Source organism: Providencia sp. PROV109 (genome assembly GCF_033681625.1).
In the GTDB taxonomy this organism is placed as follows: domain Bacteria; phylum Pseudomonadota; class Gammaproteobacteria; order Enterobacterales; family Enterobacteriaceae; genus Providencia; species Providencia hangzhouensis.
The window spans coordinates 3,424,938-3,440,178 of record NZ_CP096320.1 but is presented as its reverse complement, the minus strand read 5'-3'; the positions used below and the strand labels follow the sequence as shown (position 1 = coordinate 3,440,178).

Annotated in this window: 14 protein-coding genes and 1 pseudogene; 11 read left to right on the top strand and 4 right to left on the bottom strand. The window is 36.5% G+C overall.

Translation table 11 applies throughout. The annotated features are described in order from the left end of the window. Window positions 1-680 precede the first annotated feature (680 nt). The 4 genes from M1F25_RS15790 to M1F25_RS15775 all read left to right on the top strand — a co-directional run bounded on the left by M1F25_RS15790 (window position 681) and on the right by M1F25_RS15775 (window position 2,800). A complete protein-coding gene (locus M1F25_RS15790; protein ID WP_181488316.1) occupies window positions 681-968 on the top strand; it encodes a hypothetical protein in 288 nt (95 codons plus the stop codon). Between the two features lie 180 nt (window positions 969-1,148). Then, window positions 1,149-1,610 carry a Panacea domain-containing protein gene (locus M1F25_RS15785; RefSeq protein ID WP_181488314.1) on the top strand — a complete coding sequence of 154 codons (462 nt, stop codon included), beginning with the start codon at window positions 1,149-1,151 and terminating at the stop codon, window positions 1,608-1,610. Then, on the top strand, window positions 1,610-2,050 hold the full coding sequence (locus M1F25_RS15780) for a hypothetical protein (RefSeq protein ID WP_220129047.1): 441 nt from the start codon (window positions 1,610-1,612) through the stop codon (window positions 2,048-2,050). Before M1F25_RS15785 ends, M1F25_RS15780 begins: the two co-directional genes overlap by 1 nt. A 219-nt stretch (window positions 2,051-2,269) precedes the next feature. Continuing rightward, the gene (locus M1F25_RS15775) at window positions 2,270-2,800 is read left to right on the top strand and encodes a GNAT family N-acetyltransferase (protein ID WP_181488312.1); all 531 of its coding nucleotides are present in this window, start codon (window positions 2,270-2,272) and stop codon (window positions 2,798-2,800) included. 327 nt (window positions 2,801-3,127) lie between these two features. On the opposite strand, the pseudogene M1F25_RS15770 reads toward M1F25_RS15775, so the two are convergent. Beyond that, window positions 3,128-3,412, bottom strand: a pseudogene (locus M1F25_RS15770) (site-specific integrase); the annotation flags it as partial. Between the two features lie 374 nt (window positions 3,413-3,786). Between M1F25_RS15770 and M1F25_RS15765 the strand changes: the two are divergent. Next, window positions 3,787-4,125: a hypothetical protein gene (locus M1F25_RS15765; protein ID WP_112307353.1), complete on the top strand. Its 339-nt coding sequence runs from the start codon at window positions 3,787-3,789 to the stop codon at window positions 4,123-4,125. Window positions 4,126-4,337: 212 nt separating this feature from the next. Here M1F25_RS15765 and M1F25_RS15760 read toward each other — a convergent pair whose 3' ends face one another. Next, on the bottom strand, window positions 4,338-4,826 hold the full coding sequence (locus tag M1F25_RS15760; RefSeq protein ID WP_004262441.1) for an isochorismatase family protein: 489 nt from the start codon (window positions 4,824-4,826) through the stop codon (window positions 4,338-4,340). Between the two features lie 848 nt (window positions 4,827-5,674). Here M1F25_RS15760 and M1F25_RS15755 point away from each other — a divergent pair. The 4 genes from M1F25_RS15755 (at window position 5,675) to arsC (ending at window position 8,890) form a co-directional block, all read left to right on the top strand. Further along, window positions 5,675-6,205, top strand: a complete 531-nt coding sequence (locus M1F25_RS15755) for a GNAT family N-acetyltransferase (RefSeq protein ID WP_096863249.1) — start codon at window positions 5,675-5,677, stop codon at window positions 6,203-6,205. Window positions 6,206-6,690: 485 nt separating this feature from the next. Then, window positions 6,691-7,023 carry a metalloregulator ArsR/SmtB family transcription factor gene (locus M1F25_RS15750; RefSeq protein WP_004262433.1) on the top strand — a complete coding sequence of 111 codons (333 nt, stop codon included), beginning with the start codon at window positions 6,691-6,693 and terminating at the stop codon, window positions 7,021-7,023. A gap of 129 nt (window positions 7,024-7,152) precedes the next feature. Further along, window positions 7,153-8,442 (top strand): arsenic transporter, encoded by a 1,290-nt coding sequence (locus M1F25_RS15745; RefSeq protein ID WP_112307351.1) that lies wholly within the window; start codon window positions 7,153-7,155, stop codon window positions 8,440-8,442. 10 nt (window positions 8,443-8,452) lie between these two features. Next, the gene (arsC, locus tag M1F25_RS15740; protein WP_094961290.1) at window positions 8,453-8,890 is read left to right on the top strand and encodes a glutaredoxin-dependent arsenate reductase; all 438 of its coding nucleotides are present in this window, start codon (window positions 8,453-8,455) and stop codon (window positions 8,888-8,890) included. A gap of 137 nt (window positions 8,891-9,027) precedes the next feature. On the opposite strand, the gene M1F25_RS15735 is transcribed toward arsC, so the two are convergent. Both M1F25_RS15735 and M1F25_RS15730 read right to left on the bottom strand, forming a co-directional pair. After that, the gene (locus tag M1F25_RS15735) at window positions 9,028-12,645 is read right to left on the bottom strand and encodes a response regulator (RefSeq protein WP_181488310.1); all 3,618 of its coding nucleotides are present in this window, start codon (window positions 12,643-12,645) and stop codon (window positions 9,028-9,030) included. A 7-nt stretch (window positions 12,646-12,652) separates the two neighbouring features. After that, entirely contained in the window at window positions 12,653-13,279 is a 627-nt protein-coding gene (locus M1F25_RS15730) for a response regulator (protein ID WP_004262426.1), read from the bottom strand. Between the two features lie 579 nt (window positions 13,280-13,858). On the opposite strand from M1F25_RS15730, the gene M1F25_RS15725 reads away from it, so the two are divergent. Both M1F25_RS15725 and M1F25_RS15720 read left to right on the top strand, forming a co-directional pair. Then, the gene (locus M1F25_RS15725) at window positions 13,859-14,377 is read left to right on the top strand and encodes a fimbrial protein (protein WP_094961292.1); all 519 of its coding nucleotides are present in this window, start codon (window positions 13,859-13,861) and stop codon (window positions 14,375-14,377) included. A 59-nt stretch (window positions 14,378-14,436) separates the two neighbouring features. After that, window positions 14,437-15,141, top strand: coding sequence for a molecular chaperone (locus M1F25_RS15720; RefSeq protein WP_137018917.1), 705 nt, complete (start codon window positions 14,437-14,439; stop codon window positions 15,139-15,141). Window positions 15,142-15,241 lie beyond the last annotated feature (100 nt).

The window sequence follows — 15,241 nt, the reverse complement described above, 5'->3', positions numbered from 1 at the left end:
GATACCTGATTGGCAATATGGGTGATTAGTCGCCCATATTCATTAAATGATATTTTGTTGTAATCTGTAGATGCTAATAATTTACCGTGACGCAAATATGCGTTACTTAGTAAATCAATAGGTTATCTACTCTGAACATGAATGACTAAAGCTAAAATAACGGTCCTATTACGGTCCGTATAACACGATTAAACGGCAAGATTACGGCAAGGTTAAACGGGGATGTTACGGGGAGGGTTAATCCGATAACGGTAAGGTTACGGTAAGGAATCAGGGCGAGATTACGGCGAGGTTTCCACAATGGTTTCCAGTGAAAACGGACTTTAGCAAATGGAAACTAACACTAAGGTTACGCTAAGGCTTCAGATGGTCAATTTGACCGTTAGTAATGAAAACAATGTGTTGCCACCTCTTACCATTGGTCGCTGAAGCGATGACCAATGAGCGTTAATCTGGTTTTGTGACAGAATTAAACGTTATCAATTAGTTATATTTTGATTCCGTCGATTTAACGGAATTAAGTATAATCAACAGCTTATATCTACATACGGGATTATCCCGTATCATCATGGATAAATTAACGTTTCGATCACCACTGATAATTAGAGCGATTACCTGTATATCCAGAGTCCTATCAGCATTTTATTTTAACCAATAGCTTATATTGTGATGGTATCAAGATGAATAGACCAGAAATGAGAAAAGCAAAACCAATCAGGATCACCACATCAGGAACGGTAATAAAAGCCCCTGAGAGAGTTAAAACAGCCACAGGTAAAGTTATGGCCACAATGACTATTCAGGCTGAGAGTGACAAGCGTAGCCCGTACCCACTAAAGGTAGTGGCATTCGATATTAACGCGCTGGAGCTTATGACCTGCCAGAAAGGGAACAAAGTCACGGCTACAGGTCGTTATGAATGGTTTAATGGTTATCAGCTAACAGGGGCGCAGATAGTTACCTGTTAGTAAATGTTAGTATTTAATCGAGCTCAAATAAGAGATATTTTAAGTCTGGTGAGTGTCTAGTGGAGTCTAATGGCGTCTAGTAGCATCACAAAAAAGCATTTTTCTGATATGCTAAAAAAAGGTTTGATGACATACTGTGATAAACCAAGAAGCTTAACGTGATTATAAAGGAGTATAAAAATGGCTGTAGCGAACCTCAATAGCGTAGCTGATTACTTGCTGTGCTTTGCTCAGGAGCACGGCGATTTAATTACACCACTTAAATTACAAAAAATGGTTTTCTATGCTGATGCTTGGTATATGGCTCTAAATAATGGTGAGCAATTAATTGACGACCAGTTTGAGGCGTGGGTACATGGCCCTGTCGTTCGTGCTTTATATCGTCGATTTGCTGATTACAAATGGAAGCCGATTATTGAGCCAATCGAATGCCCAAAAGATTTAAGCACAGATGTAATCGACCACCTCAAAGAGGTTTATAGTGTTTTTGGTGGTTATAGTGCTTATGAGCTGGAGCAAATGACCCATAGTGAGCAACCATGGCGAGAAGCTAGAAATGGTATCGCAGATGACGAACCTTGCGAATTCATTATTGATAAAGAGCTAACGGCTAACTTCTATAGAGAAATGGCTAATCAGTAATGGCTAAAAGTGCAAGGATTAGAGCCAGAAATAATAGTAAGCCAGTATCGACTATCTCTGCTGGCTCTATTACACCGCCAACTACGACAGTTAGTTTTTCATTTAGACATCTTGACCCTTCCCATAGTAAATTTAATGTCACGTCTAAAAATGCTGATTACTTTTGTAAATTGTTTGACAGATTGAAATCAATTTCTGGCTTCACAGCTAAAGAAATCCTTCAAGAAAGAAGCTCCGCACTTAGGGCGCACCCTATTGATTGGTCGGGAACATCTGAAAAAAATGGATTTACTAATTTGAATGAGCAATTTAAATCCTATGAACCATACCAGTTATCAATATCAAGTAATGAGCATGGGCGCATACATGGATTTTTCATAGGGCATATATTCTATGTTGTGTGGCTTGACCCTGAGCATTTACTTTATTCAAGCAAGTAAGAATTATTTTGCTAAAGAGGACATTTCTCCCCTTTAAACTAACCCACAATTAGTTACCTGCCTTTAACTGACCCTCTTTAAGATGACCGGTTCAACTAACCCAAAAATATCAAGGCAATCTTAAATCTGTCTATATAAATTTAGTTACTTGCTCGCTTAGTTAATACATAGTTAATCTACCAAAATACTGTTTAATGACTTTCATACTGAGGAATAAATATGATTATTCGTTGTTATAGCGGAAAAATAGGCGAAAACAAAATAGATGAGCTTACCAATTTGTTGTATAGATGCGTCCTTGGTGGTGCTAGCGTTGGGTATACTGACGCAGAAGCTCAAATTGATGATATGAGAAATTATTGGATTAGCATTAATGACTCGTTATCCATGAATAATTTTAAGCTTGTTTCAGTAGAGGTCGACAATAAAATTGTTGGCGTTGTTGGGCTTGAGCTATGCACAAAACCAAATGGCAAACACCGAGGAGAAATTTGTAAGTTATTAGTATTGCCTGACTACAGGCGTAAGGGGCTTGCAAGAAAATTGATGCTAGAGGCTGAGCAAATAGCATGGGAATTAGGATTGTCACTTTTAACACTAGATACAAATACGAAAGGAGTAACTGTCAGTCTATACAGCTCGCTAGGGTGGCAGGCTAGCGGAGAAATTCCTGCTTTTGCACAATCAGTTAATGGCGAACTTGAATCAACTACTATCATGTTCAAACTCAGGCCAGAAAATAAAGTTTAAATAATATTGGTTGATGGCAAGTCAATTTGAGATTACATCCGTGTTAGTTTTATGGTTCCGTTTGAAACGGAGTCGTGAAAAACACGGATAAGGTTATTTATGATTGGTGTTTCATTATCTGCAATAAAATTTCCATTGATGATATTTTTGCAATGCTGGTGGCTTTGGGAAAACTGAAGCCTGAACCTCTTAATTTTTGAGTCACAAAATAAAAAGGGGGCATAATTGGGGGCATGGTATGAAATTGAATGAATTTAATGTGTTTATAATCAATATAATATGGCTTTATATTGAATCCTGTAGGGATTAATTTTCAATCAATTACTATCATTTAAAATTCTCCACTTTTGCTAACTGGGACGTATTTGGGACGCAAGTACCGAAAATCGTGTCTATTTGCTTCGCATGTTCAGTTAAATGATTAGGTGCTAAATGAGCATATCTTCTCACCATATCAACCGACTCCCAGCCGCCCATTTCTTGTAGAACTGAAAGCGGGACGCCAGACTGAATTAACCAACTAGCCCATGTATGCCGCAGATCATGAAAGCGGAAATTTTCTATTCCTGCTCTTTTTAATCCTGCATACCAAGCGTTACTATCATCAACTTGCTAGGGGTATTGCTGGTTATTGCCTGAAATCTGTATCTATCCTAGTATTTGTTTTCTATACAACTGGAGGGGGGATATGCGTAATTGGCTTGGGTACTTAATATATTTCTCTATTATATTCGCTATAGCAAAATGCACTATGACTATAACTCCAAATGCCAACATTCCAGGATGATGTTTTATCAATGAAAAATGGAGATTTTCAATGAAACCATGGAATCCTTGGGTTGGGATGACGGTGTTAGTCGTAATCATATTTCTAATAACGCATTGCACTTTGACTATGTTCCCAGGCTATGTGCCTCCAACTAATTAACTTTAATTTGCACTTCCGCTAAGCTAACATGACTGAAACTAATTGACGGGATGGTGAGATGAAAGGATACATAGTTGCTAGCTTGTTAATGATTTCCTGCTCTGGTTTTTATGCACATTCTAGTAATGGTATTGACCCATTAGTAGCAGATGGAAAAAGGTCTAATTATGGTGATTGGGATTTTCTTTATGCTGAAAAAATGAACTATGATTTATGTAAGCTATCAGTAGAGGCTATTTATACATCTGGCGCAATCGATCATAAATTGACATCAATAACTCATTTTGAAAACGCGCACACATTAATAACACAGACACCAAAACATGTAGTTAGGATTGATTGCAACGGACATGGTGGAAATATAATGATATTGACCGCTGATTATATTGTTCAATAGTTAATCTAGCATTAAGAGACTCTGAAATTAGTGGCTCGTCACTGGCTGGCAATACTCTAATAATGCCCATGAGATAAAAGTAACCACAATGCAGATAAGTATTGCGATACCTGCAGGACAATTTGGTCCTCTGAATAAATATCAATAAGTTACAGCAAAGAAAATAGAAAGAAAGCTACGAGTACGTAGCTTTGGTGAGTATTTATAGTAATTTAAATAACATTCGTTATTCTAGATAAGCCCCTCAGTGCTACAGCATGAATTACAGGTGAGACGCTTGTACAGCAGTTACCTAATACTGATAATTTATATTTTTTTGCTTGTTCAGAAATAGCAGTAAATAGGACGCAATTTTGAGTCATCATCCCGCATAATTCGATATGGTTAATATTATGGGTTATAAGCAAGTCATTGAGATTTGTTTCATCAAAGGAATTACCATGCTTTTTAGTCACAATCAAATGGCCTGGAGATAAGCTAGTGAGTTTAGAGATAAGTTCACAACCATCTGTTGTTTCATCAAAAAAAACGGCTCCTTGTGGTGATAAGTGTTGAATAAAAATCACAATATCACCAGTTCTTTCATACTCTGAAATTTTATTGGATATATGCTCCAAAGTAGTATCAATATTCCATAAGGGAAACCGACCATCAGAAAGATAGTCATTTTGTGCGTCAATGACAATTAATGCCTTGTCCATAATGCCTCATTAATTTTAGTTAAGTTCTATTTGAATATGAAATAGGACGATAGAAATTACAATAATTTTTTAGTGTTAAATATCAATTATAATCGGCAAGATTACAGCAAGGGTTAAGCCAATAACGGTGGGGTTACGCTAAGGTTTAAAGAGGTCACAGTGATCGTTAGTAATAAAAACAATGTGTTGCTGCTTATTGCCATTGGTCACTGAAACGATGACCAATTATCATTATTCTGGTTTTGTGACAAAATTAAGCATTATCAATAGATTATATCTACATGCGGTATAATCCCGCATGTGGTCTACTGCAAACTATCTTATTGTGTTTTATCTATTTCATTAATTCTCTTTAAAGCACGAGTGATTACGTTATTAGCGTATTCCATTGAGCTAAGGTAGATAATATTATTTTTATCAAATCCCGTTCTGTTAAATTGAAACCTTAGACCTGGAGTGTAAATGAGCAGTTTTCCATTTCGCTCCCTAAGATAAACCCCATATATGAAAATGATTATTATACTCATTAATGTAGGTGTCAATTTTATTGTTACCGTCACTTGTTTAGTTTTAGTTACTTAGATATAGCTACGAGCTTATGACCTGTCAGAAAGAAAACAATGTAATCGCTACAGGCACTATGGGTGGTTTAATGGTTATCAGCTAACAGGAGCGCGGATAGCTACCTACCTTTAACTGACCCTCTTTAAGATGACCAGATCATTTGCTCCGAAGTTACCGAGGCAATTTCAAATATATCTATAAAATTTTAGTTACTTGTGTGCTCAATTAATTCATAGTTAATCTACTAACTTGTTGTGCAATGACACACTTATTGAGGCGCAAATATGATTATACGTTGCTATAGTGGCAAAATAAGCGATAACAAAATAGATGAGCTGACCAATTTATTGTATAGATGCGTCCTTGGTGGGGCTAGTGTTGGGTATACTGACGCAAAAGCTCAAATAGAGGATATGAGAAATTATTGGGTTGGTGTTAATCACTCTTTATCAACAAGTAATTTTAAGCTGATCTCAGTAGAGGTAGACAATAAAATTGTTGGTGTCGTTGGGCTTGAGCTATGCATAAAACCAAATGGTAAACATCGAGGGGAAATTTGTAAGTTATTGGTGTTACCTGATTACAGGCGCAAAGGGCTAGCAAGGAGACTAATGCTAGCGGCTGAGCAAATAGCATGGGAAACAGGATTGGCACTTTTAACATTAGATACAAATACCAAAGGAATAACTGTTAGCTTATATAGTTCTCTAGGATGGCAGGTTAGCGGTGAAATCCCTGAGTTTGCTCAATCAGTTAATGGTGACCTTGAATCAACTACCATCATGTTCAAGCTAAAGCCTGAAAATGAAGTTTAAATAAGATTGGTTAATCACTGCCGTCATTTGAAATCGCACTAGTGTTAATTTTACGGTTCCGTTTGAAACGGAGTTGTGGAAAACACGAGTAGGGGGGCTGGTTGGAGTTTCATTATCTGCAATAAAAGCTTTAACTGATGATATTTTTGCAATGCTGGAGGCTTTGGGAAAACTGATGCCTAAACCTCTTAATTTTTGAGTCACAAAATAAAAAGGGGACATGGTACGAAATTGAATAAATTTAAGCTGTTTATAATCAATGTTATATGGATTTATATTGAATCCTGTAGGCCTTTAACCCTTCTTCGTTCAACTGACGTCTAGCTATATCAGTTTCTTAAATGTATTGATTATCATGGAAACGCGACTGTTCATCATGCGCCAGTCAGTTAGTGCAAAAAATCAAAATAGTTCATAAATAATATATGCGATTTGACGTATGTATTATTTATGTGTAATTTAAAGAAAAGATTGAAGAGGTACACATGGAACCATTACAACTGTTTAAAATTTTAGGTGACCAAACAAGGCTCGATATCGTGCTGCTTTTGAAAGCAGCTGGTGAACTGTGTGTGTGTGATATTTATACGGCTTTAAATCTATCGCAACCAAAGACATCTCGGCACTTAGCAATGCTAAGAGAGTCAGGTCTTCTGTTAGATTCAAAGCATGGCAAATGGGTTCACTATCGCTTATCTCCGGCATTACTACCATGGGTAAAAAGCATTATTGATGTCACCTATGCTACAGAGAAAAATAGAGTGTCAGGCTTACTTCAAAGTTTGAATGCAAAAGAGATAAATAATCATTGCTCTTAGTGATTTTTTAACTAAACGAATATGAAAATTCGTATATGTTGATTCAATAAGTATTAAATACATATAGTCGATAAGGCTTATTTTAGAGGAGTAAAAGGTGCACGAAAGCACCTTTTAAATGAGGTTGTTATGTTTATTGCCGCATTCATTTTTATTTTAACGATCACCTTTGTTATTTGGCAGCCCAAAGGACTGGGTATTGGCTGGAGTGCTACAGTCGGGGCTGTATTGGCACTGATCTTTGGTGTGATCAGTTTTCAAGATATCCCGATAGTTTGGAATATTGTGTGGAATGCCACTGCGACATTTGTTGCAGTAATTATTATTAGCCTACTTTTAGATGAAAGTGGTTTCTTCGAATGGGCGGCATTACATGTTGCTAAGTGGGGCGGGGGTAAAGGAAGATTACTATTCAGCTATATCGTGCTACTTGGTGCAACGGTGGCGGCTTTATTTGCCAACGATGGTGCAGCATTGATATTAACGCCCATTGTGATTGCGATGTTATTGGCACTTGGTTTCAACAAAGGTACGACATTGGCATTTGTTATGGCTGCTGGGTTTATCGCAGACACAGCGAGCTTGCCGCTGATTGTTTCGAACCTCGTGAATATCGTTTCTGCGGACTTCTTTAATATTGGATTTACGGAATATGCATCAATTATGGTGCCAGTGGATATTGCAGCAATTATCGCAACGCTCGTGACGTTGCATTGGTTTTTCCGTAAAGATATTCCTAAGCAATATGATGCCACTAAATTGAGTGCACCTGCTTTAGCTATTAAAGACATAACGACGTTTAAAGCAGGTTGGCTTGTATTAGTGTTATTACTTGTTGGTTTTTTTGTCTTAGAGCCTTTAGGTATTCCGATTAGTGCGATTGCCGCTATTGGCGCCTTAATTCTTTGGGTGATTGCGGCCAGAGGCCATACGATTAATACCAAAAAAGTATTACGTGGTGCGCCGTGGCAAATCGTCATTTTTTCCCTAGGTATGTATTTGGTTGTTTATGGTTTAAGAAATGCAGGGCTAACCGATTATCTTTCTGAAACGCTCAATTATCTTGCTGATAAAGGACTATGGGTAGCAACGCTAGGCACTGGATTTATTACGGCATTTTTATCATCCATAATGAATAACATGCCCACGGTATTAATTGGGGCTCTATCCATTGAAGGGAGTGAAGCGACAGGGTTAATTCAACAAGCGATGATTTACGCCAATGTGATTGGTGCAGATTTAGGTCCTAAAATTACGCCAATAGGGAGTTTGGCGACATTGTTATGGCTGCATGTTTTATCACAAAAGAACATGACCATTACATGGGGATATTATTTCAAAACAGGGATTATCATGACTATCCCTGTACTCATTATCACACTCGTTGCGTTAGTGCTTCGACTTTCACTGTTAAATTAAAGGTAACCCAATGAATGAGATTACCATCTACCATAACCCCAATTGCGGTACTTCGCGCAATACCCTAGCCATGATCCGTAATGGTGGGGTTGAGCCGACGATTATTTATTATCTAGAAACGCCACCAACTAAAGATGTGTTAATAAAACTTATTGCCGATATGAAAATTACGGTAAGGGCATTATTACGAAAAAATGTTGAGCCGTATGAGCAATTAAATTTAGAACAAGATAGCTATACTGATGACCAAATTATTGATTTTATGTTGCAATACCCAATATTGATTAATAGGCCAATTGTCGTCACGCCGTTAGGCGTAAAGTTGTGTCGGCCTTCTGAAGTTGTGTTAGATATTTTGCCTCAACCTCTTACAAGTGATTTTATCAAGGAAGATGGTCAAATAGTGATTAGTAATCACCATGTAAAACACAAAAAAGGATTAGGTTAATTAGTTTAAAATCTAAGAAAGTTGAGTGTTTTATCTATGTAATTAAATAAAACTTGTTCTAGGGAACACAATACAACTAACTATTATTCACGTTAGCTATCGGTTCCCTATTTTCTTGCTAATCATCTCATGGAAATCTAGCTCTGAAGTGGCATAGTGATATACATTTCAATAGCTTGATTTAAAGTTTTGATTGATCGCATTGTTTGGTTAAATTGTAATATTACTTCATCAGATGTATTACCAGTAAGGAAGTACTCTTCTAGTAATTTACATTCTAATGCGATTTTTTTAGCACCAATAATTTGGCTAGAACCTTCTAAACGATGGCAATAATGCGCTAAATTAAGCCAGTCTTGTTTTTCGAATAAGCGTTCTGCTTGTTGTATATCTTCTATATTTTCTTGAAGACTCGTTTGAAGTAATTTATTTAATAGCTGTTGGTCATCTTGAGTCAACTGCATTAATGCATCTAAATTAATTAAACTATTTAACATTGGTGGAATGGGTTCTTCTGTATCTTCTTCTATTTGTTGAAGGGTGCAGCGTAATAGCAGGGCTTCAATCTGAGATAGACGTAAAGGTTTAAATAGACAGTCATCCATACCCGCTTCTATACAGCGTTGCCGTTCTTCTTGCCTAGCATCTGCAGTTAATCCAATAATAATTAGAGTTTGGGGGGATATTTCCCGTAGTTGCCGAGTTAATTCTAACCCATCAATATCAGGCATATTACAATCGGTAATTACTATGTCTATTGCATTTTTTTTCCATAATTCGAGGGCTTGTTTCCCGCTCTTTGCTTCAGTGACATGATGACCAAATCTTGTTAATTGACGTACTAATAGCAGGCGATTTGCAGGATGGTCATCAACGGCAAGTATTCGTAAGCGTTTATTATTTTTTGTGGTCTTATAAAGTGTCGGAAGCGAAACTCTAGTGTTTTTACGATGCTTGACGGGGATATCTATTAAAAATTGAGTGCCATGCCCTAATTGGCTGTATAATGTAATAGTCCCATTCATCATGGATATAAGTTGCTTACAAATAGCTAAGCCAAGACCTGTTCCTTTATGTTTACTGCTTGATTCAGCTTGGGTATAGGGGGAGAAAATCAATTCTTGTCTGTTCTCTTCAATTCCCATTCCTGTATCAGAAATAATGATCCTTAAAATATTTTCCTCATGGTTTTGGGGGAGATAATTAATGATAACTTCAATAGTTCCTTCGGTAGTAAATTTAATAGCGTTGTTAAGTAGATTGGAAATAACTTGACGTAGTCGAAAAGCGTCAATATATATTTCATCAGGATGGATAGCATTAAGATGATAATGTAGAGAAATACCTTTTTGTTTAGCTAATCCTTCAAATAAACGGACAACGGGAGTTGCTAATTCATTACTTTTTACCCACTCAGGGACGAGTTCCAGTTTTCCTGATTCAATTTTTGCCATATCTAAAATATCGCCTATAAGTCCCATCAATGATAATGCGGACTCATACGGTATTTGAATTGATTCTGTTATATCATCTTGCTGATTTTTATTCGTGGCGGCTAATTCTAATAACCCAATAATTGCGCTGATATGGGTACGAATTTCATGGCTCATGATAGCAAGGAAATTGCTTTTTGTTTGGCTTGCATGTTCTGCGCGTTGGCGAGCACTAGAGAGCTCGATAAGGAGTTGTTCATGTTCAGTTATATCTTGCCAACTACAGATGAGACCAGAGATATTACCTTGGTTGTCTCTATATGCGACTGCTTGATGCACTATGACCCTTTCACCCATTCTATTTTTTATTTGATAACGTTTAGGCGGAGAAACTAGCCTATTAGGCTCATCGAAAAGAGAATGCAATTCTTGATAAATTGTCGATAGCGGGTGTTGTTGTGATGTCAATGAAAGTTGTTTTATGTTTTCATTATCAGGGCTGAAAAAACTCTCCCATGCTGAATTACTATTTATTATCGTTCCGCTTTTATCAATGACATAAATAGGAACAGGAGTACCATTATAAAGAGTTTCTAAGAATATAGCCTGTTCTTGTAAGCGTTTTTGTGTATATTTTCTTAATCGAATTTCACGATGTAAATAATAATTCCATATTAAAGAGGTAATAATAAGAATAGTGGCAATGCAAGCTAATGTGTAGAACTCGGTGCGGTATACTGTCCATGTATCCATTTTAACATCTGGTGAGCCTAGCCATTTATTAGTTAATACTGATATATCTCTCGGCGGAATAGATGCAATCGCTTTATCTAATATGCTATATAACTCAGGCTGGTCACGTCCTACGGCAAACGATATATAAGCTGTATCCTCGCTTAATTGTTCGCTGATTTTTAATCGACTACGAAAATATCGGTCAATCATATAGTGAGCGCTGATAAGATTCTCGATGGTACCATCTACTTTTCCTTCATTGACCATTTGCAAAGCCGTATAGGTATCTTTAGCTTCAATTAATTCCACTTGAGGATAGTTTTTTGTTAGCCAGTCGTGAATTGCATTATCAGGGGTAATCGCAAGTTTTGCTGTCTGAGCAATTTTTTTATGTGCTAATGGCGTGTCTCTAACAATTAAAACAAATGGGGGGAGAACATAAGGACGAGTAAATAGTAATTCTTTATCATTTTTTGAATTTTTTGTAATTGAAGCAATGAAATCCCCTTTATTTTTTTTCAATAAAGCAATCTCATCTTTTTCAGAGCTTGCTTCAATGACTTTAAAATTAATATTTGTTTTGAAATGGATGAGATTAAGTATATCTGCAGAAAGGCCATGAAATTGTTTTTGTGAGTCAAAAAATGTGAAGGGGGCATTTAGTGAATTAATGACGACCTTTAACTCGTTGTGTTGTTTTAGCCAATCTATTTCCTTTTGTGTGAATACCACAGATTGTTTTAGCGCCCATAAATCGGGTTTTGAACTCCAATGATGAAAAATAATATCATGCTGAGCTAATGATATTGAGCTTAAAATGATATCTACAGTACGCTTTAATTGCGCATTTTTAGGATGGAAGAGAAAGACTGGGCCAATATTTTCATTAGAGAAAATCTCAGCAGTGGATAATGTTGTTGCATAGTGGCGTTCAAGTAAAAAATTAGCCACGATCATTCTACCTAGGAAATAATCATTTTCACCAAATGCGACGGAAGATAACGCATTTTGCGGTAAAGGAAAACGTTCAATTTTAGCATCAGGAAAATATTTTTTGATCCATTCATTGCTTGGATAGCCTTGAACTGTAGCAATACGAGCACCATGAGGTATGGGATGCTTGTTGGACATTGCCGCTTTTCGTGAAATAAGTACAGGATAATCAGGGATATATGGAGCGCTTTTGAGAAAACCATAGCTCTCGTTTCTTTGCCTTTTGCCATCATCAGCTAACATATCTATCTCGCCATTGAGCAGACCCTGTAATGCTATATCTCTATTTGGGTAGTAGATAATTTTGAAGCGCAAACCTAAGTTACGCATGATGGTCATGATGCTATCTGCAGAAATTCCTTTATAAATTCCTGATTCTAATACTAAATCAAAGGGAGGGTTATTAGGAGCGTAGACACCAATCGCTAATTCTTGTTTTTCTCCTAGCCATCTCCAATCATAATCACTTAATTCAAATTTTGATGGGAGAATTTCAATTTGGCTATAAAGTCTGACTTCATAAGGTTGGAATGCAGAAAATGAGCAAGGAAACAGACCAATAAGCAAGCAAACTATTAGGATTAGGTTACGCATCGATATATTAATCCAAATTATTGCGTTGAATAAAGTCGTATAGCTCTGCAATATTATGAAGATCTAATTTAAGCATTAGTCGTCTTTTATAAGTGCTAACAGTTTTATCGCTGATGCGCATTTGTTGTGCAATGTTAATGCTTTTCATCCCTTTAGCCAGTAAATGTAAGACTTGTAGTTCTTTTGTGGAGAGCTCGGCGATTTTTTGTTTGTCATTAAGATGATTACTAGGAGAAGCATCCATTTTATTCAGATTAAGTGGAAAGTAGCCATATCCATTTCTAATCGCATGAATTGCGACATGTAGTTCCGTTAAGTTATTGCGTTTGCTAATAAAACCACTGGCACCGACACTTGCACAGCGACGAATGTAATGGTCATCATCTTTTGCAGATAACACAAGAAGCCCTCCCGTGTAGTTATTTTTACGCAATCGCTGCATGACATCAATCCCATTAAGTGATGGGATATCTATATCTATCATGATTAAGTCGGGAGAGAGAGTTTTAGCAAGTTGGATAGCTTCATGGCCATCAGCGGTTTCCCCTACAATGGTCATGTCATCTTTTTCTAATAGTATTCTTACAGCAAGCCGTGCTACTGGATGGTCATCGACTATCAGTACTGTTTTCATATTTTTCCCTTTCTGGCTAGTAAATTAAAGCGCGATGAACATAGGTGCAGGTGCCAAATGAAAAATTAATTGTTTTTTTTATTAGTTTAATGAGCGTTTGAATTTGCTGCAATGTATATTTTTGTAATATTTATCTGTCATAAATTTAATAATTAACTTACATAAATTGCTTTTTTGTCTTATTACATTTTATGGCTATTCCTCTCAAAATACACCTATGCACTGTGGCTGTGTTCAGATGTCTCTACTGTTTTATGGAAAATACAATAGAGCCTTCAATTCTTAATAATTAGATTAGCCTAAACTAAACCTAGGAGGTGAATGATATTATTTTAATAGATAATGACGATCATGGAAACTAACTTTACGAAACTATGTTTTTCTCTATTTCACTACATAGAGTGTATCTCGCCATTTCTATTTAACAGATTAATGGCATAAGGATTAATAAGTTAATGGATTAAACAGGTACCACAGACATTAATGGGAATTAATGTGGTAGTGATAACCATAATATATTAATAAATTAAATATTTTAACACTGGGTTATATATTGATTCAGTAAAAAAGGAATTAGAAATGAAAAAGATTATTGCTACTGCTATTTTTGCTGCGCTTTGTGTTGGTCAAGTTGCTAATGCTAAAGACGGTACAGTTAAATTCGTAGGTGATATCGTGACTGCACCATGTGAGGTAGCACAGAACTCTTGGGACCAAACTGTTCAAATGGCTCAAGTTAAAACAGCTACATTCGCAGATGCAGGAGCTAAATCAGCGGATAAGAAATTCCAAATCAGCTTGCTGAATTGTGATGTGGCGCAATTCAAGAATGTAGCTGTTTCATTCGCGGGCCAGGCTAACGGAGATGATGCAACACTTTTAGCACTTGATGGCGGCCAAGGTGCAGCTGAAAACGTTGGTGTGGCAATCTATGACGGTAAAGGTAAAAAATTAGCTTTAGGTACAGCGACTGCTGATACTGCATTACAAGTTGGCTCAAATACTCTTTACTTCTCAGCAGCTTATGTTTCTACTAAGAAAGATGTGAAAGCGGGTTCTGCTAATGCAACAGCAGACTTCAACCTGACTTATAAATAATAGTGAATTTCCTTCAGGCCACTATGCTGGTGGCCTGCTTTTTGTTCGAAGGGGATGTAATGATTCTTAATAGCCTTTTTATTAATAAGTTAATACTTGTTTTTTTACTCATGTGTTTTAGTTTCTCTATTTATGCTGCTGGTGGTGTCGTTGTCGGTTCCACCCGTGTTGTATTTGATGGCTCAAAGAGAGAAGCTAATCTTAGTTTAAAGAATAACAATGATAAAAGTACTTATTTAATTCAGTCCTGGGTTGAAGATGCATCAGGGAATAATAAGACTCCATTTATTATAACACCGCCACTTTTTAAATTAGACCCGGTTAAAGAAAATATGTTGCGTATTGTGCGTGCTGGTGGAAATTTACCTGAAGATCGCGAATCGGTTTATTATGTAAATGTAAAAGCTATTCCACCCGCTCCAGCTGAAGAAAGTGCTAATACTTTACAACTAGCAATTAAAACTAGAATGAAATTATTCTATAGACCTGCTGGTTTGAAAGGTAACCCAATGGATTCCTATAAGGCTTTAGTATGGAAAAAAGAGGGTGATAGCCTGCGTATAGTTAATAATACGCCTTTTTCTGTCACATTAAGTGAAGTGAAAGTGAATGGTAGTGAAATAGATAAAGTCGACCTTGTCCTGCCAATGAGTAGTACTAGTTATAAACTACCATCAAAAGTAAATATAGGTGCTCAGGTAGTGTTTACAACTATTAATGATTATGGCGGCACTTCTGAATTGCAAAAAGCAATACTTCAATAAACAAGCAAAATATTAAATAGAATAATAACGTTTTAGTGCATTTTATTATTAAATTTTTATGGAAATTTTTGCGCAATATATTTATTAGAGGGAACGAGGG